The 22507-nt window shown below is 57.3% G+C and carries 20 protein-coding genes; 12 read left to right on the forward strand and 8 right to left on the reverse strand.

Going from position 1 to position 22507, the window contains the following annotated elements; genetic code table 11:
* Positions 1-138: 138 nt before the first annotated feature.
* The 4 genes from LG300_RS02595 (at position 139) to LG300_RS02610 (ending at position 3952) form a co-directional block, all read left to right on the forward strand.
* Positions 139-1632, forward strand: a complete 1494-nt coding sequence (locus tag LG300_RS02595; protein ID WP_404376869.1) for a YdiU family protein — start codon at positions 139-141, stop codon at positions 1630-1632.
* A gap of 63 nt (positions 1633-1695) precedes the next feature.
* Complete coding sequence (dinB, locus tag LG300_RS02600) at positions 1696-2742, forward strand: DNA polymerase IV (protein ID WP_404376870.1); 1047 nt, start codon at positions 1696-1698, stop codon at positions 2740-2742.
* A gap of 104 nt (positions 2743-2846) precedes the next feature.
* Positions 2847-3677: an alpha/beta fold hydrolase gene (locus LG300_RS02605; protein ID WP_404376871.1), complete on the forward strand. Its 831-nt coding sequence runs from the start codon at positions 2847-2849 to the stop codon at positions 3675-3677.
* 26 nt (positions 3678-3703) lie between these two features.
* Positions 3704-3952 (forward strand): YkoF family thiamine/hydroxymethylpyrimidine-binding protein, encoded by a 249-nt coding sequence (locus tag LG300_RS02610; protein WP_404376872.1) that lies wholly within the window; start codon positions 3704-3706, stop codon positions 3950-3952.
* A 48-nt stretch (positions 3953-4000) separates the two neighbouring features.
* Here the strand turns inward: LG300_RS02610 and gabT are convergent, their stop codons facing one another.
* From gabT to csiR, 7 genes are all read right to left on the reverse strand, one after another.
* Complete coding sequence (gene gabT, locus LG300_RS02615; RefSeq protein ID WP_404376873.1) at positions 4001-5275, reverse strand: 4-aminobutyrate--2-oxoglutarate transaminase; 1275 nt, start codon at positions 5273-5275, stop codon at positions 4001-4003.
* Positions 5276-5331: 56 nt separating this feature from the next.
* Entirely contained in the window at positions 5332-6270 is a 939-nt protein-coding gene (locus LG300_RS02620) for a diguanylate cyclase (protein ID WP_404376874.1), read from the reverse strand.
* Positions 6271-7065, reverse strand: a complete 795-nt coding sequence (locus LG300_RS02625; RefSeq protein WP_404376875.1) for an EAL domain-containing protein — start codon at positions 7063-7065, stop codon at positions 6271-6273.
* A gap of 227 nt (positions 7066-7292) precedes the next feature.
* Complete coding sequence (locus LG300_RS02630; RefSeq protein ID WP_404376877.1) at positions 7293-8417, reverse strand: RNA-guided endonuclease InsQ/TnpB family protein; 1125 nt, start codon at positions 8415-8417, stop codon at positions 7293-7295.
* A gap of 157 nt (positions 8418-8574) precedes the next feature.
* On the reverse strand, positions 8575-9789 hold the full coding sequence (locus tag LG300_RS02635; protein WP_404376878.1) for a CaiB/BaiF CoA transferase family protein: 1215 nt from the start codon (positions 9787-9789) through the stop codon (positions 8575-8577).
* A 39-nt stretch (positions 9790-9828) separates the two neighbouring features.
* Positions 9829-11007 (reverse strand): acyl-CoA dehydrogenase, encoded by a 1179-nt coding sequence (locus tag LG300_RS02640; RefSeq protein ID WP_404376879.1) that lies wholly within the window; start codon positions 11005-11007, stop codon positions 9829-9831.
* An 84-nt stretch (positions 11008-11091) separates the two neighbouring features.
* The gene (csiR, locus tag LG300_RS02645) at positions 11092-11781 is read right to left on the reverse strand and encodes a DNA-binding transcriptional regulator CsiR (protein ID WP_263067610.1); all 690 of its coding nucleotides are present in this window, start codon (positions 11779-11781) and stop codon (positions 11092-11094) included.
* Positions 11782-11892: 111 nt separating this feature from the next.
* On the opposite strand from csiR, the gene lhgO reads away from it, so the two are divergent.
* The 4 genes from lhgO (at position 11893) to LG300_RS02665 (ending at position 16831) form a co-directional block, all read left to right on the forward strand.
* The gene (gene lhgO, locus LG300_RS02650; protein ID WP_404376880.1) at positions 11893-13086 is read left to right on the forward strand and encodes an L-2-hydroxyglutarate oxidase; all 1194 of its coding nucleotides are present in this window, start codon (positions 11893-11895) and stop codon (positions 13084-13086) included.
* Between the two features lie 157 nt (positions 13087-13243).
* Positions 13244-14203: a TAXI family TRAP transporter solute-binding subunit gene (locus tag LG300_RS02655; RefSeq protein WP_404376881.1), complete on the forward strand. Its 960-nt coding sequence runs from the start codon at positions 13244-13246 to the stop codon at positions 14201-14203.
* Between the two features lie 19 nt (positions 14204-14222).
* Positions 14223-14714 carry a DUF1850 domain-containing protein gene (locus tag LG300_RS02660; protein WP_404376882.1) on the forward strand — a complete coding sequence of 164 codons (492 nt, stop codon included), beginning with the start codon at positions 14223-14225 and terminating at the stop codon, positions 14712-14714.
* Between the two features lie 104 nt (positions 14715-14818).
* Positions 14819-16831: a TRAP transporter permease gene (locus LG300_RS02665; RefSeq protein ID WP_404376883.1), complete on the forward strand. Its 2013-nt coding sequence runs from the start codon at positions 14819-14821 to the stop codon at positions 16829-16831.
* Between the two features lie 99 nt (positions 16832-16930).
* Here LG300_RS02665 and LG300_RS02670 read toward each other — a convergent pair whose 3' ends face one another.
* On the reverse strand, positions 16931-19459 hold the full coding sequence (locus LG300_RS02670; RefSeq protein ID WP_404376884.1) for a penicillin-binding protein 1A: 2529 nt from the start codon (positions 19457-19459) through the stop codon (positions 16931-16933).
* A gap of 192 nt (positions 19460-19651) precedes the next feature.
* On the opposite strand from LG300_RS02670, the gene pilM reads away from it, so the two are divergent.
* The 4 genes from pilM to LG300_RS02690 are packed head-to-tail and all read left to right on the forward strand — an operon-like array spanning position 19652 to position 22456.
* Positions 19652-20713, forward strand: coding sequence for a type IV pilus assembly protein PilM (gene pilM / locus LG300_RS02675; RefSeq protein ID WP_404376885.1), 1062 nt, complete (start codon positions 19652-19654; stop codon positions 20711-20713).
* Complete coding sequence (locus LG300_RS02680; RefSeq protein WP_404376886.1) at positions 20710-21279, forward strand: PilN domain-containing protein; 570 nt, start codon at positions 20710-20712, stop codon at positions 21277-21279. The genes pilM and LG300_RS02680 overlap by 4 nt, the downstream gene beginning before the upstream one ends.
* Complete coding sequence (locus LG300_RS02685; protein WP_404376887.1) at positions 21276-21941, forward strand: type 4a pilus biogenesis protein PilO; 666 nt, start codon at positions 21276-21278, stop codon at positions 21939-21941. Before LG300_RS02680 ends, LG300_RS02685 begins: the two co-directional genes overlap by 4 nt.
* Positions 21938-22456: a pilus assembly protein PilP gene (locus LG300_RS02690; RefSeq protein WP_404376888.1), complete on the forward strand. Its 519-nt coding sequence runs from the start codon at positions 21938-21940 to the stop codon at positions 22454-22456. Before LG300_RS02685 ends, LG300_RS02690 begins: the two co-directional genes overlap by 4 nt.
* Positions 22457-22507 lie beyond the last annotated feature (51 nt).

Here is a 22507-nt window from a genome sequence, read left to right on the forward strand (position 1 = left end):
GTTTTGGATACCGGCGGGTTACTATCAAAGCGAGCAATTTCATGTTGGTTAAGAGGCTCTCTGCGACAGGCTATCGCCAATTACTTGAGTAAACTGCTAGGGTATTCCTAGACGATAAACTGAAAAGCGGAGTTGCCCGTGCTGACCTTTGAATACCAGTTTGCCACGCTGCCAGAGCCTTTATGGGTGGCTTGCCAGCCTACGCCCGTGGCGCAGCCCAGCCTGATCGCGTTTAACGATGCCTTGGCCGCGCAGCTAGGCATGCAAACGCGGCCCGACGACGCCACGCTGGCCCAGTGGTTTAGCGGTAACCAGCTGCCGCCAGGGGCCGAACCTAAAGCACTGGGTTACGCCGGGCACCAGTTCGGCAACTTCGTGCCACAGCTAGGCGATGGCCGCGCGCTGCTGTTAGGCGAAGTGGTGGACCAACTGGGCCAGCGCCGCGATGTGCAGCTAAAAGGCAGCGGCCGCACGCCGTTCTCTCGCGGTGGCGATGGCCGCTCACCCCTTGGCCCGGTGCTGCGAGAATATCTGGTGAGTGAATTTATGGCCGCCGTGGGCGTGCCTACCACTCGTGCCTTGGCTGCCGTCGTTACGGGCGAGCGCGTGGTGCGCCAAATGGCCGAGCCGGGGGCCGTGCTGACCCGCGTGGCCAGTAGCCATATCCGTGTGGGCACGTTCCAGTTTGCCGCCGCTCGCCGTGATGAAGACGCGCTCAAAGCGTTGGCCGACCATGTGATTGCTCGCCACTACCCAGAGGCGGCCAACGCCGACGACCCTTACCTCGCGCTGTTAGAAGCCGTTACCACACGCCAAGCGGCGCTGGTGGCGCAATGGATGAGCTTGGGTTTTATCCACGGGGTGATGAACACCGACAACTGCAGCATTGCCGGTGAAACCATTGATTACGGCCCCTGTGCCTTTATGGAGCAGTTCGTTCCGCAAAAAGTGTATAGCTCTATTGATCAGGGCGGGCGCTACGCCTTCAACAATCAGCCGGGCATTGCCCAGTGGAATCTGGCCCGTTTTGCCGAAACCCTGCTGCCGCTGATGCGTGAAGAGGGCGATGCCGTGGTAGAGCAAGCCACCGAGGTGCTTCGCGGCTTTACCCAGCGCTTTAGCGCCGAGCAGCGCTGCCTGCACGCCAACAAGCTGGGCCTTGCCCCAGAAAGCGACCGCGCTGCGCCGCTCATGGAAGCGCTGGAGAACCAGATGCACCAAGGCCGCATGGATATGACCGCCACCTTTGATGCACTGACGCACTATGCCAAAGTACTTGGTGCCAAAGCGCTTGGCGCGGATACGTCTGGGCAACCCCAAAAAGAGGCACTGCTGGCGCTGACGACTCAGCCCGATGGCCTCGCTGCTTGGCTGGCCGACTGGGAAAGCGCCCAGCAAGCGAGCCAGCATAGTGAACGCCTGGAGGCCATGCGCCGCGCCAACCCCGTGGTGATCCCCCGCAACCACCGCATTCAAGAAGTGATCGATTCGGCGGTAGAAGGCGATTTCGCGCCTTTCCACACGCTGCTCGCGGCGGTCACACAGCCCTTTGATGAATCCGAAGAAGCGCGCCGTCTCGCCGCTCCGGCGACAGAAAGTGAACAGGTATTGCGCACCTTTTGTGGTACGTGAATGCTTCGTCCTCTGTGATAAACTGTGCTTTTTCACAGGTAAGGGTGGAGGCAAGGTCGACCTGTGCGCAAAATTATCCACTGCGACTGTGACTGCTTCTACGCGGCGGTAGAGATGCGCGATAACCCCACGTTAACCGATATCCCCATTGCCATTGGCGGCAGTGTGGAACAGCGCGGGGTGGTCGCCACTTGCAACTACCCGGCGCGCAAGTTTGGCATCCACTCCGCCATGCCCATGGCCCAGGCGCTCAAACGCTGCCCTCATCTCACGGTGATTCGCGGTGATATGGCGAAGTACAAAGCCGTGGCTCGCCAGGTGTTTGCTATTTACCGCGATATTACCGAGCTGATCGAGCCGCTCTCACTGGATGAAGCCTTTCTGGATGTCTCCGGTGTTACGCTTCATCACGGCAGCGCTACCCGCATGGCTGAAGCCATCCGTCAGCGAGTAAAAGAAGAAGTCGGTATTACCGTCTCGGCGGGCGTCGCACCCAACAAGTTTCTCGCCAAGATCGCCAGCGACTGGCGCAAGCCCGATGGGCTGTGTGTCATCACGCCAGACGACATCGACGCCTTCGTGCAGCAGCTGCCGGTGAAAAAGATTCACGGGGTGGGGCCACGCACCGCTGAAAAGCTGGCGGAGCTAGGCATTCATACCGGTGCGGACCTACGCGCCCGACCGCTCACCGAGCTGGTGGAGCGCTTTGGCCGCTTCGGCCATCGGCTCCATGAGCTCAGCCACGGACGGGATGAGCGGCCGGTCAAAACCCACCGCGAGCGTAAATCCGTTAGTACCGAGCAAACCTACTCCCAGGACCTGCCCACCTTGGAAGCCTGCCGCCGACAGCTCCCCGAGCTGATTAGCGATTTAGAGCGCCGCTACGCTCGCTTAGACCCAGCCCCCGCCGTGCGCGGGGTGATGGTCAAAGTAAAGTTCAACGACTTCACCCAAACCACCGTCGAACACGCCGACCCCGCACCTAACCTGGAACAGTTCGAAACCTTGCTGAACGTGGGGTGGGCGAGAGGCGCGCGCCCTGTGCGCCTGCTGGGGGTGGGCTACCGCTTGGCGGAAGAGACCGCTGCCCAGCAGCTCTCGCTGTTTTAATTAGCCGGTTAACCCTTGGATGGATTGACGGGTTTCAGCGCTCGCGTTAAAACAGACGTATGATAGATAGCGCTTTTTCCCGTTAGCCTAACCACGAGCCTGCCATGCCTGCCGATGCCACCCAACGCCCCCGCTTAGTGTTTGCCCATGCCAACGGCTTTCCCGGCTTGAGCTACCGCAGCCTGTTAGACCCGCTAGCGGAGTCGTTTGATTTACACCCGCTCGACCGGCTGGGGCACCACCCGGATTATCCGGTGAACCACAACTGGGGCAATTTGGTGGATGAGCTGTTGAGCTACTTACCCGATACCGACGCGCCGCTGCTAGGCGTGGGACATTCGCTGGGCGGCACGCTGATGGCCATGGCCGCCGATAAGCAGCCGGAGCGCTTTTGCGGGGTGATTATGCTCGATCCACCGCTGATGCTGGGGCCGGATGCCTGGGCCATGAAGGCGGCCAAGCGGTTTGGGCTGATGGATCGTGTGACTCCCGCGGGAAAAACAAAAGGGCGGCGCAGCGTGTGGCCCAGCCGAGAAGCAATGGCGAACTCGCTGCGCCGTCGCGGTCTCTTTCGCCGCTTTACCCCTGAGGCACTCAACGACTACATTGAAGCAGGCACGCGGCTTTTAGATGATGGCAGCGCCGAGCTCACCTTTGACCCGCGTATTGAGGTGGAAATTTTCCGCCACCTGCCGGATCACCTGTCGCGTTTGCCGCGCCGAGTGGGCGTGCCAATTCAGCTAGTGGCAGGGCAGGAGTCTGATCTGCTTACCCCCGCCCGCGTGCATCGGTTAAAGCGCCACGGGCTACCAGTAAGCTTGGTGCCAGGGTCGCATATGTTCCCCATGGAACATCCAGAAGAGACGCGAATGGCCATTCTGGCCGCCTGGCAGCAGATTCAGCAGCACCGCCCGCAGCGTACAACTATCAATTAGGGAAACAGCATCAGTAAGGAGGCGATATGTACCTTTCCGTACAGCTTAGCTACTACCCGCTGGCAGATGACTTCAAGCCGGCGGTGAAGGAGGTGGTCAAACGTCTGGAGGCCACAGGGTTGGAAGTTCACCCCAACCGAATGAGCACCCAGGTGTTTGGCGGGTTCGATGAGGTGATGGTGGCACTGAGCGACGTGATGAAGTGGTCGTTTGAGACCCATGGCAAGGCGGTGTTTACCGTGAATTTTCTGGAAGGTGACCGACGGCCTCGCTAACCAAAAACGCCGCCCACTCGGGCGGCGTTGCCTCAGCGTGAACAGTGCTTAGATCAGTGATTCCAAGCAGGATTCGATGATATCCAAGCCTTCGTTCAACACGTCGTCTTCGATGGTGACTGGCATCAGGAAGCGGATGGTATTGCCGTACATGCCGCAGGAGAGCAGGATCAGCCCCTCTTCGCGGGCCTTTTTACATAGCGCCGCGGCCAGTTCCGGGTTCGGCGTGCGGTCGGCTTTATTATTCACCAGTTCAAACGCGGCCATCGCACCCATATTGCGCGCATTATCGACGCACTCAAACTTGCTTTGCCACTCGTTAAAGCGGGTCGCTAGCTTCTCGCCCAGCGCTTGGCTCTTCTCGAGGATGTTCTCCTCTTCGAAGACGTCCATGACCGCCAGCGCCGCCGCGCAGGCGGTGGGGCTGCCTGTGTAGGTGCCGCCCAGGGAGTTCGGGCCGGAAGCATCCATAATCTTGTCGGTCCCCACCACGGCAGAGATCGGCATACCGTCGGCCATACTCTTGGCCATGGTCATCATGTCCGGCTCAACGCCGCTATGCTCGATGGCAAACATCTTGCCGGTACGGCCAAAGCCCGACTGCACTTCGTCGATAATCATCAACATGCCGTGCTCGTCACAGATCTCGCGGATTTTCTCCAGGAAGCTTTTCGGCGCGGGGTAGAAACCACCTTCACCTAGTACCGGCTCAAGAATAATCGCTGCGGTATCTTTCGGGTTGGCGTCGGTTTTCAGCGCCATTTTCAGGCCGCGAATCGCTTCATCTTCACTAACGCCATGGTAGGGCACTGGATAGGGCGCACGGAAAACGGTACCCGGCATCGGCCCGAAATCGGTTTGGTAGGGCGCGACCTTGCCATTCATCGCCATGGTGTAAAAAGTACGGCCGTGGTAGCCGCCGTCAAAACAGATGACGTTGGAGCGGCCGGTGGCGGCGCGGGCAATTTTTACCGCGTTTTCCAGCGCTTCGGCACCAGAGTTGGCCAGCATGACTTTGGCGTGGCCACGCACGGGAACGATGTGGCTAAGCTTTTCTGCCACTTTGACGTAGCCTTCGTAGGGCATCACCGTTTGGCAGGTGTGCATCACCTTATCCAGCTGGGCTTTCACGGCGGCGACGACTTTCGGGTGGCGGTGCCCGATGTTTAAAACGCCGATGCCACCCGCGAAGTCGATAAAGCGGTTGCCGTCGGCGTCCCAGATCTCAGCGTTTTCGGCGCGGTCCGCAAAGGCGGTAGCGGGGCTTGCAGCGCCCGCCGCGACGTATTTCTGCTTTAGTTCGTTTAGCTCGGCATTGCTCATGACTCAGCTCCTTAAAGGATAGGGTGTTGCTTTAGCATAGTGTGCAATAGCGTTGATCACACAGATGACGATGCGATGACAACACGATTGCGCCCTGCTTGTTTCGCTTGGTACATGGCCTTATCGGCGCGATCAAGCATTCTGGTGCTGGAGGCTTCAACGTAGCAGGCAATGCCTGCTGATAGTGTCATGGTCAGTTGATGTTCAGTGTAGGTGGTTTGTTCGACCTGTTGGCGAATCCGCTCCATCGCCGTATGCGCGGCCTCCGCGTTGACTTCAGGCATGATGATCAAAAACTCCTCTCCCCCTAGGCGTACCTGACTATCAGTGGAGCGCAGTTGCTGGTTGACCACCTGGGTGACTTCTTGGAGAACGCTATCTCCTGTGCTGTGGCCATAGGTGTCATTGACGTTTTTAAAATTATCCAGATCAAACATCACAATACTGAGTTGATTACCGTAGCGTCGGCAACGCTCCAGTGCCTCCTCCAGCTTGGCAAGCCCTTGGCGACGGTTAAGCAGCCCAGTAAGTTCGTCATGATGGGCCAGATACTCTAACCGTTCGTTAGCTTGTGTTAGGCGCTCTTCGAGCCGTTTGCGCTGGGTAATATCAACAATAAAGGTGACCTTACGTGGCTTGCCGTCATCACCTTCAATGCGGGCTGCTTCAGTAATAATGGTGCGGGTTTCACCGTTGTTGCAGCGGACTTCCCACTCTTGGCGCAACTCATAGTTTTCGTCGCCCCGAATAAACTCATCATGCAGTTGGCTCACCTGCATGCGATAGGCTTCTGGCACTACCAGCGTAAAGTGCTGGCCAAGCAACTCCTCTTCTTGGTAGCCGTAAAATTGACAGTAGGCTGGGTTGACCATCTCAAAGTGCCCTTGAGGGTCGGTAATACAGATCCCCAACGGCGCAGTCTTGATAACGTTTTCCGTATTGCGCTTGGAGCGATTAACTAGTTGGTAAAGATGGTCAGTATTCGTACCTGTCATTCAGAGCTCCGAGCTTAGCTGGGCTTCCCTGCGTAATGTTTCGAGCAGCGGGCTTAATCCAGTTCCTAGCTGGCCAACGGTAGGCTTGGCGTAGAAAAAGCCCTGCTGGCGGGTAATACCGGCACGCGCTAGCCATAAGGCTTCAGCGCGGGTCTCTACTCCTTCGGCAATCAGCGTCATGTCGAGTTCGGCAGCGAGCATAATAATGGCATTCAATAGCGCCTGACGACGTGGGTTATGATCGCAGTTCATCACCAGCTCGCGGTCAATCTTGAGCTTATCAGGGGCCAAATCAGTAAGCAGGTCTAGATTGGCGTAGCCATTACCGAAATCGTCGAGGGCGGTTTTAAAGCCCATAGTGCGGTAGGCGTTAATAATATTACGCAGGTGCTGACGGTCGCGTACCCGCTCGGTTTCAGTAATTTCAAAGACCAGCTTATGCATCGGCCAGCCCACCCGCTGGGAAACTTCCAGAGTAGCTTGGATGCACGCTTCCGGCTCATATACCGCATTGGGAAGGAAGTTGATCGAGAGATCACTCTCCATGCCTAGCTCGCTGGCCAGCTCAATCGCCTTCACACGGCAGGCTTGATCAAAGAGGTAGAGCAGATCATCGGTCACCTGGGAAATAACGCTCCAGGCGGATTCACCGTTGGCGCCTCGCACCAACGCTTCATGGGTTACCACGCGAGCCAGAGAGACGTCGACGATAGGCTGGAATGCCATTGTGAAGTCGAAGGGCAAATCTCCCTCACAGCGTTTACACCTGCCGTTCACCCGTGCGCAGTTACCCATAATGTCTCCTGACGTGTTCGCTTACTTATGCTGGAAGCTGCCATATATTAGACGTCAGTCTAGCGCTTTGATATGTGCATGTATAGGTTTTGTATAGAGGTTGCTGGCCGCCGTGTTGACTTCTGCGCAACTGACACTCCCCACCCGCCGCGCTTCGCGCTTTGGGCGAGGGTTCTGAAATCACCCCCAGAACCTTCCTGCTTCCACACGCCTTCACTAGACAGCCGCTAGGCCGCTGCCCCCGCTCCGGTCGCTCCACAGGCTAACCCCGCCAGCCCGGCGGTTTGTATATTCCTGGCCGCGTTGATGTCGCGGTCAATGGGGTGGCCGCAGCTTTCGCAGTGCCAGTGACGTTGCGACAGCGGCAGTTTCTCTACCTTGTAGCCACAGCCATGACACTGCTTGCTGCTGGGGAGCCACTGGCTCACTTTCACCAGTTGGCGCCCCGCCCAGGCGGCCTTGTATTCCAGTTGCCGGACGAACTCACCCCACCCGGCATCGCTAATGGATTTAGAAAGCCGTCTATTCTTAATCATACCAATGATATTAAGTGACTCGACGCACAGGACTTGGTTTTCGTTAATGAGGGCGCGGGTCGCTTTGTGGGTGGCGTCACGTCGACAGTCGGCGATCTTGGCATGTAGCCGTGCCACTTTCCGACGGTGTTTGTTGCGGTTGTTTGAACCTGTCTGTTTTTTCGCCAACCGGCGCTGCAAGCAGGCCAGCTTCGCCTCGTAGCGTTTCAGATGACGCGGATTGCCTGATTTTGCGCCGTCACTGGTAATGAACACATCGCTCAAGCCAAGGTCAATGCCGACCGTTTTGGGCGTGACCGGAAGCGCTTTTGGCACGACATCACACAGGCAACTGATGAAGTAGCGTCCAGCACGATCGCATGAAATCGTGATGGTAGAGGGTGCAGAGGGCAGTGGCCGGCTCCACCGGATGGGTAACGGCGTCTTCGCTTTTGCGATAGTGATCTCACCCTCCCGATAGCGGAACGCGGCCTTGGTCAGCCGGATCGACTGCCGGCCATCCTTGCGCTTGAAACGTGGGTAGCGCGCCTTGAGCTTTGGGTTGAAGAAGTTGTCGAAGGCGGCTTTCTGGTCGCGGAGCGTTTGTTGCAGGATCACGCTGGAAACATCCCGCAACCACGGAAACTCCGCCTTTAAGCCCACCAGTCGCTTTTCCGCCGATGAGTGCGAGACCGATTCACTGCGCTGCTGATACGCCTCGGTGCGATAGGCCAGGGTATTATTCCAGACAAAACGGGCACACCCGAATGACTGCGCCAGCAGCTCAGCCTGTTCGGAGGTGGGGTAGAACCGTTCTTTGTAGGCACGCTTTGTCATGCTGTATAAATATCAGGGTGGTGAGGCGACGTCAATCTGGCACCGCTACGCGGTGCGCGCTTGTATCACCGCCCGACTGGGCGATGCTTTACGCGCTGTTTGGTAAAAAACGCCCGGCTGGGCGTTTTAAGTGAGTGCTACATGGCAGAAGAGTAGCTTAAATGATGCCCGCTTGGCGCAGTGCCAAACGCTGTTCATCGGTAATGCCAATAGCATCCAACACGCTGTCGGTGTGTTCGCCAAGTGTTGGCGGTGCGGTTTGGGCGCTGATGGATTCGCCGTTAATACGAATTGGATTAGCGACTAAGTTAACCTCTCCTGCTTGGCGATGCGGGAGTGTCTGCTTGAGGCCGCGAGCCTTTACGTGAGGATCGTCAAAGACGCGATCCAGCGTGTTAATCGGCCCACAGGGCACGCCCACCGCTTCAAAGGCGGCGAGCCAGGTATCGGTTGTCTGTGCCGCTAGGGCGAGTTCCAGTAGCGGTACCAGCGTCTTGCGGTGCTGAACACGGCTGCCGTTGGTGGCAAAACGCTCATCCTGTGCCAACTGCGGCTGGTCGATCACTTGGCAGAAGCGCTTGAACTGCTCGTCGTTGCCCACCGCCACAATCATATGGCCATCCGCCGTGGCAAACGCTTGGTAGGGCACGATATTAGGATGCGCATTACCAAGCCGCTGCGGTACTTGGCCAGAGGTTAGATAGTTAAGCGCCTGATTGGCCAGCACGCCCACCTGTACATCCATCAGAGCCAAATCGATATGGCAGCCTTCGCCGGTGTCGCGGCGCTGGTAGAGCGCTGCCAGCACTGCGTTGGCGGCATACAAACCGGTAAAGATATCGGTAAACGCCACGCCGCTTTTGACCGGGCCACCACCGGGTTCACTATCCGGCTTGCCGGTCAGGCTCATAATGCCGCCCATGGCCTGAATCATAAAGTCGTAGCCCGCCCGGTGGGCGTAGGGGCTCTCCTGGCCAAAGCCGGTAATCGAGCAGTAGATAATGCCGGGGTTAATCGCCTTCAAGCTGGCGTAATCCAAGCCATACTTCTTTAGCCCGCCGACTTTAAAGTTCTCCAGCACTACATCCGACTGGGCGGCGAGCTGTTTGATCAGCGCCTGGCCTTCGGGCTTGGCCATATCTACCGTGACCGAGCGCTTACCGCGATTAGCGCATAGGTAGTAGGCCGATTCAGCGCTGCCGGAGAGCCAGGGCGGCCCCCAATGGCGGGTGTCATCGCCGCTTTGGGGGCGCTCGATTTTGATCACCTCGGCACCCATGTCGGCCAGCATCTGCCCACACCAGGGGCCTGCCAGTACGCGAGAAATATCGAGTACTTTAATGCCTGCTAGTGGCTGTGCGACTGTGCTCATTGGGTGCCTCGCTGATCGAAGTGGCTTCGTTGTTATAAATCAGAAAAATGACTGAATGCCGGTTTGCGCGCGACCCAGAATGAGAGCGTGCACATCGTGGGTACCTTCGTAGGTATTCACAGATTCCAGGTTCACCATATGACGAATCACGCCGTACTCGTCAGACACGCCGTTACCGCCGTGCATGTCGCGGGCTATGCGGGCGATATCCAGCGCTTTACCGCAGTTGTTGCGCTTAATCAGCGAGATCATTTCCGGTGCCCAGTTGCCGCTATCCATCAAACGGCCCACCTGCAGGGCGGCTTGAAGGCCCAGGGTGATTTCCGTCTGCATATCGGCCAGCTTTTTCTGGATCAGCTGGTTGGCGGCCAGCGGGCGGCCAAACTGCTTGCGGTCCAGGGTGTATTGGCGGGCGGCATGCCAGCAGAATTCAGCGGTGCCCATCACGCCCCAGGCAATGCCGTAGCGGGCTTTATTCAAGCAGCCGAAGGGGCCTTTCAAGCCGCTAACATTGGGTAGCAGGTTCTCTTCGGGAACGAAGGCGTTGTCCAGCACGATCTCGCCGGTGATCGAGGCGCGCAGCGATACCTTGCCTTCGATTTTTGGGGTGGAGAAGCCTTCGGTGCCGCGCTCGACGATAAAGCCTTTGATCTGGTTATCGTGAGCGGCAGATTTCGCCCATACCACGGCAATATCGGCAATCGGGCTGTTGGTGATCCACATTTTCGCGCCGGTCAGGCGGTAGCCGCCATCCACTTTCTCCGCACGGGTAATCATCGAGCCAGGGTCGGAGCCGTGGTCTGGCTCAGTCAAACCGAAGCAGCCGACCATCTCGCCGCTGGCGAGTTTGGGCAGATATTTATGCTTCTGCTCTTCGGAGCCGTAGGCTTCGATGGGGTACATCACCAGTGACGACTGCACGCTCATGGCTGAGCGGTAGCCGGAATCCACACGTTCTACTTCGCGGGCGATCAGGCCGTAGGCCACGTGATTAACGCCTGCACCGCCGTATTCCGGGGAAACCGTCGCGCCTAGTAGGCCCAGCTCGCCCATTTCGTTCATGATTTGGCGGTCGAAGCGCTCTTCACGGAAGGCGCTGAGTACCCGTGGCTGCAGGTTTTCCTGACAGTAGTCGTGGGCCGCATCGCGGATCTGGCGCTCTTCGTCGGTGAGCTGGCTTTCCAGCAGAAGCGGGTCGTCCCAGTTAAAGCGTGTCATAGCGTGAACTCCGAAAAGTGATCTTGTTGAGACCAATGTATCGCCGTTATTTAAAAATTTCTACATTTTTTTAAAACGCAGAATTTAACGGATGCCACGGGCTTGAAGTACCCGAGTAATGATCGGCACCGGCGTCATGAGGTGGTCTCGCATCAGGTTGGCGGCCTGCTCAGCATTTCGCGCCAGAATGACGTCTACCAGTGCCGCATGCTCCTGACGTTTGGTTTCAAGGGCTTGGGGCGACATCACAGTCTCTTGCAGCCATAAGTGGCGGTAGCGCTCTACCTGGTCAAAAAGGGTGTCGCGCATTTGCAGCAGGTGCGGTGAGTTACAGCCGCTGGCAATCGCAGTATGAAACGCTTTGTGGCGTAAATCCCAGCCGTCCAGCAGCTCGTCGGGGGAACTAACCTCGGTCACCTTGGCTAGGCGGTGGGCGGTAGCCAACACATTGGCCTCCCAGTCGTCATCACCGCGCTCAATCGCTAGGCGCAAAATCAGACCCTCTAACTGGGCACGGGCGTCGTAGATATCGTTCAGTTCGGCCAGCGACATCGCCGCGACCCGGTAGCCGCGCTGGCTGATGGCCACCACCAAGCGGTCCGCCACCAGTTGGGAAAGTGCTTCGCGCAGCGGCCCTGTGCTCACCCCGTAATACTCTTTTAGGCGGCTCATTAAGAGCTTCTCTTCAGGGGCGTAGCGGCCGCGAATGATGTCGTGCTTTAGCGCGTGGTAGGCGCTAATCGCGAGGTTCTGGCGCGGCGCATCGTGCTCCATGGGGACTCCTTAGACCAATGAGGGTTAGACCAATGTAGGGGCGTGGCGATCAACGTGAATTAACGGCTATTATCAATAAATTTTGAAAATTTGGCACAGGTAACGATATTCATGTGGGATTTCATCATTGTTGGCGGTGGCATTTTGGGGTTTTCTACCGCCATGCAGCTACAAAAGGCCTACCCGGATAAACGCCTGCTGGTGGTCGAGAAAGAGTCCGGCCCAGCCCAACACCAAACCGGCCACAACAGCGGGGTGATTCACGCGGGGGTGTACTACACGCCGGGTAGCCTGAAAGCGAAGTTTTGCCTAGAAGGCAACCGCGCCACGCGTGAGTTCTGCGACCAGCACAACGTGCGCTACGACATTTGCGGCAAACTGCTGGTAGCCACCAATGACCTTGAAAAGCAGCGCATGGAGGCATTGTGGGAGCGCACCGCCGCCAACGGGCTGGAGCGGGAGTGGCTGGAAGCCGACGCGCTTAAGGAGCGCGAGCCCAATATTACCGGCGTGGCGGGCATTTTCGTGCCCTCCAGCGGCATCGTGAACTATGCCGAGGTGACCCGCGCCATGGCGGCGGAGTTTACGCGCCTCGGCGGTGAGATCCGCTTTAACCACTGCGTGACCGGCCTTGAAGAGCGTGCTGACGAAGTGGTGGTAACAACTCAGCAGGAAACGTTTACCGGCCGCTATTTAATCTCTTGTTCTGGCCTAATGGCGGATCGGGTGATTCGTATGCTGGGCAAAGACCCGGGCTTTACGATTTGCCCGTTCCGTGGGGAGTATTACCTGCTGCCCGAGCGCCACAACCAGATCGTCAACCACCTGATTTACCCCATTCCTGACCCCGCCATGCCGTTCTTAGGCGTTCACTTAACGCGCATGATTGATGGCACGGTGACCGTTGGCCCTAACGCGGTGCTGGCACTGAAGCGCGAGGGCTACCGTAAGCAGGATATGTCGTTAAGCGATATGGGTCAGATGTTCACCCATCCCGGTATTTTGAAAGTGCTCGGTAAGCATTTAAAACCAGGGCTGTTTGAGATGAAAAACTCGCTTTATAAGCGCGGTTACCTGGAGCTGGTGCGCAAGTACTGCCCCAGCTTAACGCTTGACGACCTAACACCTTACCCGGCGGGGGTACGCGCCCAGGCGGTCTCTAATGATGGCAAGCTGGTGGATGATTTTCTGTTTGTGAATACCAAGAGGACGGTGAACGTAGGCAACGCGCCATCGCCTGCCGCCACCTCGGCACTGCCAATCGGTGCTCATATCGTAGAACAAGTAAAAGCGCTGCTGGGATAGGGTGAGAGCCGTGCGCTGTATTAGCATCCCACGCATCACCCGTGCTAACTTCTTTGCACCGTCTCGGGTAGCCATTACCCGTTATCCGAGGCTGGGGCTTTACACCTCCTATGTGTCAACCATACCTATAAGTCCAATCAGGACGGAGGAAACGCTCATGCGAACTCTAAAATATACCGTAGCAGCATCCATGTTAGCCGTGGCGCTGCCTGCCAGCGCGCAGCAGCTGTCCATCGCTACCGGCGGCACCGGTGGGGTGTATTACCCCATTGGCGGCGGCTTTGCGGAAATGATCAACGAGCATATTGAAGGTGCCCAAGCGACTGCCGAAGTGACCGGTGCGTCTGTTGAGAATATGGGCCTGATTATGCGCGGCGATGCCGACATGGCGCTGGCGCTGGCCGATACGGTCTACCAAGCTTACACTGGTACCGGCGATTTTGATGGCCGCCAGATTGAGAACACCCGCGCGCTGGCCTCGGTATATCCCAATGCCGTACAGCTCGTTACCCTGGCGGAGTCCGATATTCAGAGCATTGCGGACCTGGCTGGTAAGCGTGTGTCTGTGGGCGCACCGGGTAGCGGCACCGAACTGAACGCCCGCGCCCTGCTAGAAGCAAACGGCGTTAGCTATGATGATTTCACGCCACAGCGTCTCAACTTTAACGAAACCGCCGATGCGATTCGTGATGGCGACATCGACGCTGGTTTCTGGAGTGTAGGCCCGCCCACCAGCTCTATCCTGAACCTAGCAGCCACTCGTGATATCCGCCTGATTAGCCTCACAGATGAAGAGGTAGCCAATGCCCAAGAGGCTGAAGAGGTATTCGCACCTTATAAGCTGGCTGCTGGCATGTACGAAGGTATGGACGAAGCGGTTCAGACCATCGGTATTCCTAACGTGCTTGTCGTCAACTCTGATATGGACGAAGAGCTGGCTTATCAGCTGACCCAGCTGCTGTTTGAAAACACTGATGAGCTGATCGCGGTTCACCCAGCAGCTAACGATACCACCATCGAGTTCACCATGGACTCTACACCGGTACCGCTGCATCCGGGCGCGATTCGCTATTTTGAGGAAGTCGGTGCTGAGATCCCGGACCGTCTGCGTCCGTAACCGATCAAGGAGCACGGCCATGCAGTGGCAGTTAAGACTGATGGCGCTGCTGTTAATGATTGGTTCGTTTGCCGAAGCGGGGGATACCCCCGCTTCGGCGTCGTCTATGCGCTTAACGGTTGTCACCGAGAAGGGCGAAACGCTAGTGGATGCAGCCGCACCGATAGGTAGTCGCTGGTGCATCCAGTGGCAGCACTCTGTCGAGCACTTCACGGTTCTGGACTGTTACCGCAACGCGAACGGCACAATGCAGCTTGAGCGTAGCCATCAACCGGACTTCGCCGCTGGGCTTGGACATATCTACGGGCGGGGCGAGCAGGTCTCCGATGGTGAGGGCGGGTACTGGATCAATGCGATTAACGAACCGGTTGCCAACAATCGCTACGTGCTGCGAGTGGGATCAACGGCGGTCAATCACCGCGTGGTATGGCCTGATAGTGAACACGCCACGGTGAGTTTGAGCGAGCAAGCTGCTGGGCAGCGTGTGACCATTCAACTGTCAGCCCCTTAAACGCCATAATTTATCTCCCCTGACTAAAACGTTCATCTCATTACGTTTTAATAAAAGTAAGTTGGTTTTAAAACCACTAAGTTAGCTAACGCTCCGAGGATTTCATGAACGAAACCACGCCACCACCGGCGGTGATGCCGGGCGGTAATGCGATTCAACCCCGCTTCGTTTTATGGTGTATTACCATCGTTGCGGTGGGGCTTTCGTTATTTCAACTCTATTCGGCGGGTATCCAGCCCTTAGGTCTGTTTTATCAGCGCAGTATCCACCTAGCGCTGATTATGATGCTGGCGTTTTTAATGTTCCCTGTCTTTGGGCCAAACCGTAAGCGCGGTGTGCTGGGCTGGGGCATTGACTTGGCTTTTTTTGCCGGGGCGCTGATTACTGGCGGCTACTTGGTCTTTAACCTGGATGCGATTTTCAGCCGCGCCGGGTTCTGGAACGAAACCGATATTTTAGTCGCCTGCATTGCCACGGTGACCGTGCTGGAAGCTAGCCGCCGTGCCGTGGGCTTTGGCATGACGGTGATTGGTCTGTTAGCCATTATCTATGCCTTCGCTGGCCCCCGTGGCGAGCTGCCCTGGCTGGGGGAGTGGATGCCAGGAATTTTAGAGCATCGTGGCTATAGCTTAGACCGTGTGGCGGGCCAGCTCTACCTGGGCCAAGAGGGTATCTTCGGCCTGCCGCTTGGCGTTGCCGCCACCTACATCTTTATCTTCGTCCTGTTTGGTGCCTTTCTGGAAAGCACCGGTGCCGGTAAGTTCTTTATCGATATGGCCTACGCGGCTACTGGACGCCAGCGGGGCGGTCCCGCCAAAGCGGCCGTGCTGGCATCAGCAGGCATGGGCTCCATTTCTGGTAGCGCCATTGCCAACGTGGTGACCACCGGCGCGTTTACTATTCCACTGATGAAGAAGTTGGGCTACCAGCCCAAGCAGGCAGGGGGCATTGAGGCAGCGGCCTCTACCGGCGGGCAAATTATGCCGCCACTGATGGGCGCGGGCGCATTTTTGATCGCGGAATATACCAACACGCCGTACCTCGACATTGTCAAAATCAGTATCCTCCCGGCGATTATGTATTTCGCGACGGTCTACCTGTTTGTGCATATCATTGCCTTGAAGCAGGGCATGCAGGGCATGGCCAAAAGCGAACTGCCGCAAATGCGCCAGGTAATGAAAGATGGCTGGCACTTCCTACTGCCGTTGGCGGTGCTGGTGTGGCTACTGGCCATGAGCATGTCGCCCATGCGAGTGGGCTACTACGCGGTGGTGACCATGGTGGTGGTGGCAGTGATGCGCTATGCACTGTGGTACTTCTTTGTGGCACCCAAGCAGGGCCAGCCGGTTACCGCTGAGCGTACCAAATCGGTGATTTGGGCGGGGCTGGTGAAGCTAGTGCAAGGGTTAGAGCTGGGCGCGCGCAACGCGGTGGCCGTCTCGATGGCCTGTGCGGTGGCCGGTATTATCGTCGGTGTAGTTGGCCTGACCGGATTGGGTCTGAAGTTCTCTTCCATGATGCTGGCCTTCTCCGGTGGCAACCTGGTCCTGGCCCTGGTGATGGTACTGCTGGCAAGCCTGATTCTGGGTATGGGCCTACCCGTCACCGCCAGCTATATCGTGTTGATTGTGCTGGTGGGGCCAGCGCTAACCGCTGAGTTCGGCGTGCCGCTGCTTATCGCCCACCTGGTGGTGTTCTGGTACTCCCAGGACTCCAACGTGACGCCACCTATTGCGCTCGCGGGGTTTGCCGGGGCGGCGATTGCGGGCAGTAAACCCATGGAAACTGGTTTCCAGGCGTGGAAGTTTGCCAAAGGGCTCTACCTAATTCCGCTGTTTATGGTCTTTAACCCAGAGATCATTATCGGCGGGCCTGTGCTTGTGGTGGCTTGGAACGCAGTGATTGCCTTGCTCGCGCTGTGTGCCTTTGCCGCTTCCCTGGAGGGGTACCTGTTCACCCGTATGTCCTGGCTGCCGCGTCTGGCCATTGGCGGTGCGATTGTCGGCGTGTTCTACCCAAGCCTTTGGACGGAAATTGCCGGGGTCGTGGTGATGCTGGTCGCTATTTTGGCCAACTGGCAGGCTAGCAAGCGCGAAGCACCGCCGGTCACCGGTTAATACAACCAGCTACGATACAAGCAGTACAAAAAAAGCCCGGAAACTTACGTTTCCGGGCTTTTGTGTTCGTCGCTCGCCAAGATTAGCGGTGACTCACGATCAGAAAATCGACTCGGCAGTGCCAGAACCTTGCGAGCCACTGGCCTCTTCCAGCTCCTGGCTGATGCGGCGGGGCTGGAAGTCTGGTAAGTGATCTTGGTGGAACAGCTCAGAAATACCACCTGACTGGTCATCGTGCAGGCGGCGGCCAGTGTTCGGGTCCACCCGTGCGGTGACGATGGTATCGGGGCGCTCGGGTAGTGCTGAAGGCGTACCTTCGAGCGCATTGCCCATAAAGTCGATCCAGATCGGCAGTGCCGCGTTGGCACCGTACTCGGCAATGGTGTCATTGCTATCCTTACCGACCCACACCGTGGTGACGAGGTTGCTGTTAAATCCGGCAAACCATGCATCACGCTGGCTGTTGGTGGTACCGGTTTTACCGACGATATCTTCCCGGTTGAGGCTCAGCGCTGCGCTGCCCGTGCCAGAGGTGATGACGTCGCGGAGCATATCGCGCAGGATATATATCGCTGCGGGGTCGGCAACGCGGGGGGCCACTGGGTAGGTTTTACCATTCACTTCGACCGTTTCCTGGCCTTCAGCACAGGTATTACAGGCCACTTGTGGGCTTGCTTCGTCAACTACCTCGTTATCATTGTCACGGGTAACTCGTTCAATAAACCAGGGCGATACCTGGAAGCCGCCATTGGCGATCACTGCGTAGGCGTTGGTCATTTCCATGGGCGTTAGGCTTGCGCTACCCAGTGCCAGGGAGAGGCCGCGTGGCAGGCGCTCCGGCGCAAAGCCAAAGCCTTCTAGGTACTGGATTGTGTGGTCTAGCCCCATGGTTTGCAGGACGCGGATGGTCACCAAGTTACGCGAGCGGGCCAGGGCTGGGCGTAGGCGCATCGGCCCCTGGAAGTCGCGGCTGGAGTTTACCGGCCGCCAGAGGGAATCACTGCCGTCATCCAGCACCACCGGCGCGTCATTGACCACGCTGGCCGCGTTCATTTCGCCATCTTCCAAGGCAGCGAGATAAATAAACGGCTTAAAGATCGAACCCGATTGACGTTGTGCCTGTACAGCGCGGTTGAATTTGCTGGCGTTAAAATCAAACCCACCCTGCAGCGCCAGAATGGCGCCGGTACGCGGGTCTTGGGCCACCAGCGAGCCTTCGGCATCGGGGCGCTGAGAAAGGCGCAGCGAGCCTTCGCCGGTTTCCATCACGCGAATCAGGTCGCCGCGTTCGGCAATCTGGCTGGCACTGCTTGGCTCGGCGCCGCGGCTGCGCGGGCTCAGGTAGGGGCGCGCCCAGCTTAGGCCCTCCCAACCAATGGTTTGCAGTTCGCCGCCACGGGTCAGCACCTGCATTTCACGGCCACTGCTCTCTACCACAATGGCGGGCTGCAGCAGGCCGTAGTCGGGTGTGCGCTCTAGCACTTGCAGCCAGTTACTCACATCGCCATCCACGCCCGCGACTTCTGTTTGGCTACGTTGGGCCGCTTGACGGGCGGTTTGGCGGATTTCGGGGGATTCCGATAGCTCCTCTTCTAAACCCTGGGTATTGGTCTGCTCCTGGGCTTCCACCAAGCTGGGGGCGATATCTTCCTGCTCAGCGCCACGCCAGCCGTGGCGCAGGTCGTAATCAATAAGACCGTTGGCCAGTGCCTGACGGGCAAACGGTTGAAGCTCGCTATCAATGGTAGTGTAAATACGGTAGCCGCCGGTGTAAGCGTCATCGCCAAAGCGTTCGATGGCATACTGGCGAGCCATTTCTGCCACGTAGGCCGCTTCTACTTCGGCCTGGGTGTAATGACGGCGAGCGGTGACCGGCTCTTGTACGGCGCTTTGGTAGGTGTCGTTATCGATATAGCCAAGCTCGCGCATACGGAACAAAATCCAGTTACGACGGATCAGCGAGCGCTCGGAGTTTGCCAGCGGGTTAAACGCGGAGGGGGCTTTGGGCAGCCCAGCAATCATGGCGGTTTCGGCTAGGCTTAGTTCATTGAGCGGCTTGTCGTAGTAGGTTTCGGCAGCGGCAGCAATCCCATAGGCGCGGTTACCCAAGAAAATTTTGTTAACGTAGAGTTCGAAAATCTCCTCTTTATTGAGGATTTGCTCCATTTGCAGGGCTAGTAGAATCTCACGGATCTTGCGCGTGAAGGTCTGGTCTAGCGTCAGCATATAGTTACGCGCGACCTGCATGGTAATGGTGGAGCCGCCTGACTGGATGGTACCACCGCTCTGAATCAGCTCGACCGCTGCTCGGGCTAGGCCGCGCGGGTCAACGCCTGCGTGATCAAAGTAACTGGCATCTTCGGCAGCAATTAATGCGTTGACCATATTCTGGGGTATGTCATCGAAGTCGACCGCCACGCGGCGCTCTTCGCCAAATTCACCGATCAGCTTGCCGTCGTTAGTAAAGATACGCAGCGGTGTGTGCAGTTCAAAATCCTGCAGTTGGCGCACGTCGGGTAGCCCCGGCGAGAAGTAGATAGCGGCACCAATCACCGCCAGTATGACTGCGCCAGATAGCGCGACAACCAGCGAAAATAGTGACAACACAAGAGTTCGTAAAAACGTCATGAACAGTGGGCACCCGTGAAAAGAAGAGTAGGTATGGTGGTATAACCGCCATAGCGCGCAATTGGCTGCCATTATAGGAAGGGGAGGCAGCGGCCACCAGTGTTGATATAGCGAGGGGCATGGGCGTGTGCCTTAACTTAAAATCATGTAACCTCGAAACTCGCACGATAGGCAGGCGGAGCCGGAATCAGTATGCGCTTACTAAAACCCAGTAAAGGGTTGATTGGTGTCGATATTACTTCGGCAACCGTCAAGCTACTTGAACTTAAACGGTGTAACGATAACTACCAGGTAGAAAGCTACGCCGTGCGCCCCTTGCGTGAAGGCGCTGTAGTGGAGCGCCGTATCCGCGATATTAACGATGTTGCCAACGTGCTTAGCCGAGCCGTTGAGCACGCCAAGCCCTACACCCGTAAAGCAGCTGTGGCTGTTCCCGCTAGCGCCGCGATTACTAAAACGCTCCAGTTTCCCGTTTCGCTTAGCGAAGATGAGATAGAGGAGCGCATCATTGCCGAGTCTGACCGGCATATTCCGTTTCCGTTCAGCGAGGTAGCGTTCGATTTCCATTGCCTCGGTCCCGCACCGTTTGATGAAGAGCAGCAGCAGGTGATACTGGTCGCCTGCCGCCAGCAGGATGTTTCCCAACTCACCGAGACGTTGGAGCGGGCGGGGCTGGAGCCTGCGGCAGTAGATGTGGAAACATTTGCTATGGAGCGCTCGCTGGCTGAGCTGCGCCGCCAATTAAACGTTGATAACGATCCTAATGCCTGTGTCGGGCTGGTGGATATCGGGGCGAACATGAACGCCTTCCACGTAGTACGCGGCGGCCATATTGTCTACAGCCGCGACACGGTGTTTGGCGGGCGTCAGCTGACCGATGCCATTCGTGACCGTTATGATATGAGCATTGAAGAGGCCGGTTTTGCTAAAAAGCGTGGCGGCTTGCCAGACGATTACCACGACAAAGTGCTGAATCCGTTTTTGGAAACCGTGGTGCAGCAGGTAGGGCGGTCGCTGCAGCTCTACTACACCGCTGGGCGCCAGCACGAAGTGCAGCACATCGTACTGGCGGGCGGCTCCAGTGTGATCCCGGGGCTAGCTGAGCGGATTGCCGAAGATAGCGGCATGTCAGTCACTATTGCCAACCCGTTTCAACGTATGCGAGTGAACAAACGCCTCAATATTGAAGGCCTAACTAATGACGCACCGGCCATGCTCACCGCTGGTGGTTTGGCGATGAGGGTGGGGTTATGAGCATCAAGATCAATTTACTGCCCTGGCGGGAAGCGCGCCGTGAAAAGCGTACACGCCGATTTTATGGGGTGGTAGTGATGATGCTCTTAGCAGGTATTGGGTTAGGGCTGGGAGTCTTGCAGATTTATCAGCAGCAGTTAGCGGCTCAGCAGCAGCGTAATGCCTATATCACGAACCACATTGAGCGCTTGAATAACGAAATTGCCGACGTGCAGCGCTATCAAGAGACCGCTGAACAGTTGGGCGAGCAGCTGGCGCTGTTTCAGACCTTGCAGGCAGAGCGAGTGGGCACTGTACAACTGTTCAATAATATCGCTGCAAGCGTAGTGGATGGCGTGGTGTATCAGCGTCTATCCCGTAACGGAGAGCAGGTTAGCTTTTCTGCCGTGGCAGGGAGCGAGCGGCAGGTATCGGATCAACTGCGACAAATTGCCAGTATGCCAGGGTTAGGGGTACCGCAGCTCTCCGAGGTAACCAGTGGCGAGGATAGCGTCAGCCGGGTATTCCAGTTTGATGTCGTGCAGTCTGTTGTAGAAGACGTCGCTGCCGAGGAGGAAGCGCCATGATGTGGAGGCGTGAACGATGGCGGGATGAGTGGCGGCGGCTACAGGAGGTGGATTGGCAAGGGCTGGATATAAGAGAAGCGGGGGAGTGGCCTGCGCTATTAAAAGCGTTATGTGGGCTGCTCGCTTTTGCCATTGCGTTTGGCAGTTTGAGCTGGTGGCTGGTAAGTGACAAACGTGCCGAGCTAGAAGCGGCCAAGCGTCAAGAAACACGCCTATTAAGCGAGTATCGCAGCAAAGTATCCGAAGCGGCGCTGCTTCCCGAGCTGCGCGAGCAATTGGCGGACTTAGAGGAACAAATGGCGGCTATGCGCGCTATGCTGCCTACCAGCGCTGAGATACCTTCTCTACTAGATAGCATCAGCGATGCGGCGGTGGAAAATCGCTTAACGATTGAAGCCATCCGCCTAAGACCCACTGTGCGAAATACTCACTACGTCGAACACCCGCTGGATATTCAGGTGCGCGGTGGTTATCACGAACTAGCGCAGTTTGTGGCGGATATCAGCCAGCTCGCGCGTATTATCACTCAACACGACCTAACCCTTGCTTCTGCCGGCGAGGGAGGGGGAGCGCTACGTATGTCGCTGCTGGCACGTACCTACAGCTATATAGAAGAAGCGCAAGATATAGAAGAAGCGCAAGAAGAGGCGCCTACCCAATGAAGCGTCTACTCACCCTTGGATGGATTAGTTTATTAGCTGGCTGTAGTGATGCAAACTTAAGTCAGCTTGATACGCTATTGGAGGAGATTCGCCGTACTCCCGCGGGTGAGCCCCCAATGGTAATGCCGACAATGCCAGAGTATCAGCCAGTGGATTACCGTTACGGTGATGCACGTAGCCCCTTCCTCGCACCGGAAAGTATCCGCGCCAACAACACGGTGGCAGTGATGGATAGTGCGCTTGCCCCAGATCCGCAGCGCGCACCTGAACCGCTTGAAAGGTTTCAGCTGCAAGAGCTGCGTTTAGTTGGCACGCTACGCATGGGAGGTAAACAGGTAGCACTGATTAGTGCGCCTGATGGTAGTGTGACCAGTGTGCGCGAGGGTAACTATGTAGGTAGCAACTACGGGCGTATCACTGCGATTGGCCCGCAAGAAGTACGCATTACCGAACGCATTTTTAACCAGCTGCAGGGGTGGCAGGAGCGCCAAGCATCGCTCACCCTGGATGAGTAGGTAGAAGCACATATCGCACTGTGCCACCTTACGTATTTTTACTTGTTACCG

It is taken from the genome of Vreelandella aquamarina, from assembly GCF_044805175.1.
Taxonomy (GTDB): Bacteria; Pseudomonadota; Gammaproteobacteria; order Pseudomonadales; family Halomonadaceae; genus Vreelandella; species Vreelandella aquamarina_B.

What these genes read in the sequence shown, in the direction of transcription:
- LG300_RS02605 (WP_404376871.1), top strand. Translation starts at nt 2,847, where the DNA reads ATGCCTGCCGATGCCACCCAACGCCCCCGCTTAGTGTTTGCCCATGCC.
- LG300_RS02610 (WP_404376872.1), top strand. Translation starts at nt 3,704, where the DNA reads ATGTACCTTTCCGTACAGCTTAGCTACTACCCGCTGGCAGATGACTTC.
- gabT (WP_404376873.1), bottom strand. Translation starts at nt 5,275, where the DNA reads ATGAGCAATGCCGAGCTAAACGAACTAAAGCAGAAATACGTCGCGGCG.
- LG300_RS02620 (WP_404376874.1), bottom strand. Translation starts at nt 6,270, where the DNA reads ATGACAGGTACGAATACTGACCATCTTTACCAACTAGTTAATCGCTCC.
- LG300_RS02625 (WP_404376875.1), bottom strand. Translation starts at nt 7,065, where the DNA reads ATGGGTAACTGCGCACGGGTGAACGGCAGGTGTAAACGCTGTGAGGGA.
- LG300_RS02630 (WP_404376877.1), bottom strand. Translation starts at nt 8,417, where the DNA reads ATGACAAAGCGTGCCTACAAAGAACGGTTCTACCCCACCTCCGAACAG.
- LG300_RS02635 (WP_404376878.1), bottom strand. Translation starts at nt 9,789, where the DNA reads ATGAGCACAGTCGCACAGCCACTAGCAGGCATTAAAGTACTCGATATT.
- LG300_RS02640 (WP_404376879.1), bottom strand. Translation starts at nt 11,007, where the DNA reads ATGACACGCTTTAACTGGGACGACCCGCTTCTGCTGGAAAGCCAGCTC.
- csiR (WP_263067610.1), bottom strand. Translation starts at nt 11,781, where the DNA reads ATGGAGCACGATGCGCCGCGCCAGAACCTCGCGATTAGCGCCTACCAC.
- lhgO (WP_404376880.1), top strand. Translation starts at nt 11,893, where the DNA reads ATGTGGGATTTCATCATTGTTGGCGGTGGCATTTTGGGGTTTTCTACC.
- LG300_RS02655 (WP_404376881.1), top strand. Translation starts at nt 13,244, where the DNA reads ATGCGAACTCTAAAATATACCGTAGCAGCATCCATGTTAGCCGTGGCG.
- LG300_RS02660 (WP_404376882.1), top strand. Translation starts at nt 14,223, where the DNA reads ATGCAGTGGCAGTTAAGACTGATGGCGCTGCTGTTAATGATTGGTTCG.
- LG300_RS02665 (WP_404376883.1), top strand. Translation starts at nt 14,819, where the DNA reads ATGAACGAAACCACGCCACCACCGGCGGTGATGCCGGGCGGTAATGCG.
- LG300_RS02670 (WP_404376884.1), bottom strand. Translation starts at nt 19,459, where the DNA reads ATGACGTTTTTACGAACTCTTGTGTTGTCACTATTTTCGCTGGTTGTC.
- pilM (WP_404376885.1), top strand. Translation starts at nt 19,652, where the DNA reads ATGCGCTTACTAAAACCCAGTAAAGGGTTGATTGGTGTCGATATTACT.
- LG300_RS02680 (WP_404376886.1), top strand. Translation starts at nt 20,710, where the DNA reads ATGAGCATCAAGATCAATTTACTGCCCTGGCGGGAAGCGCGCCGTGAA.
- LG300_RS02685 (WP_404376887.1), top strand. Translation starts at nt 21,276, where the DNA reads ATGATGTGGAGGCGTGAACGATGGCGGGATGAGTGGCGGCGGCTACAG.
- LG300_RS02690 (WP_404376888.1), top strand. Translation starts at nt 21,938, where the DNA reads ATGAAGCGTCTACTCACCCTTGGATGGATTAGTTTATTAGCTGGCTGT.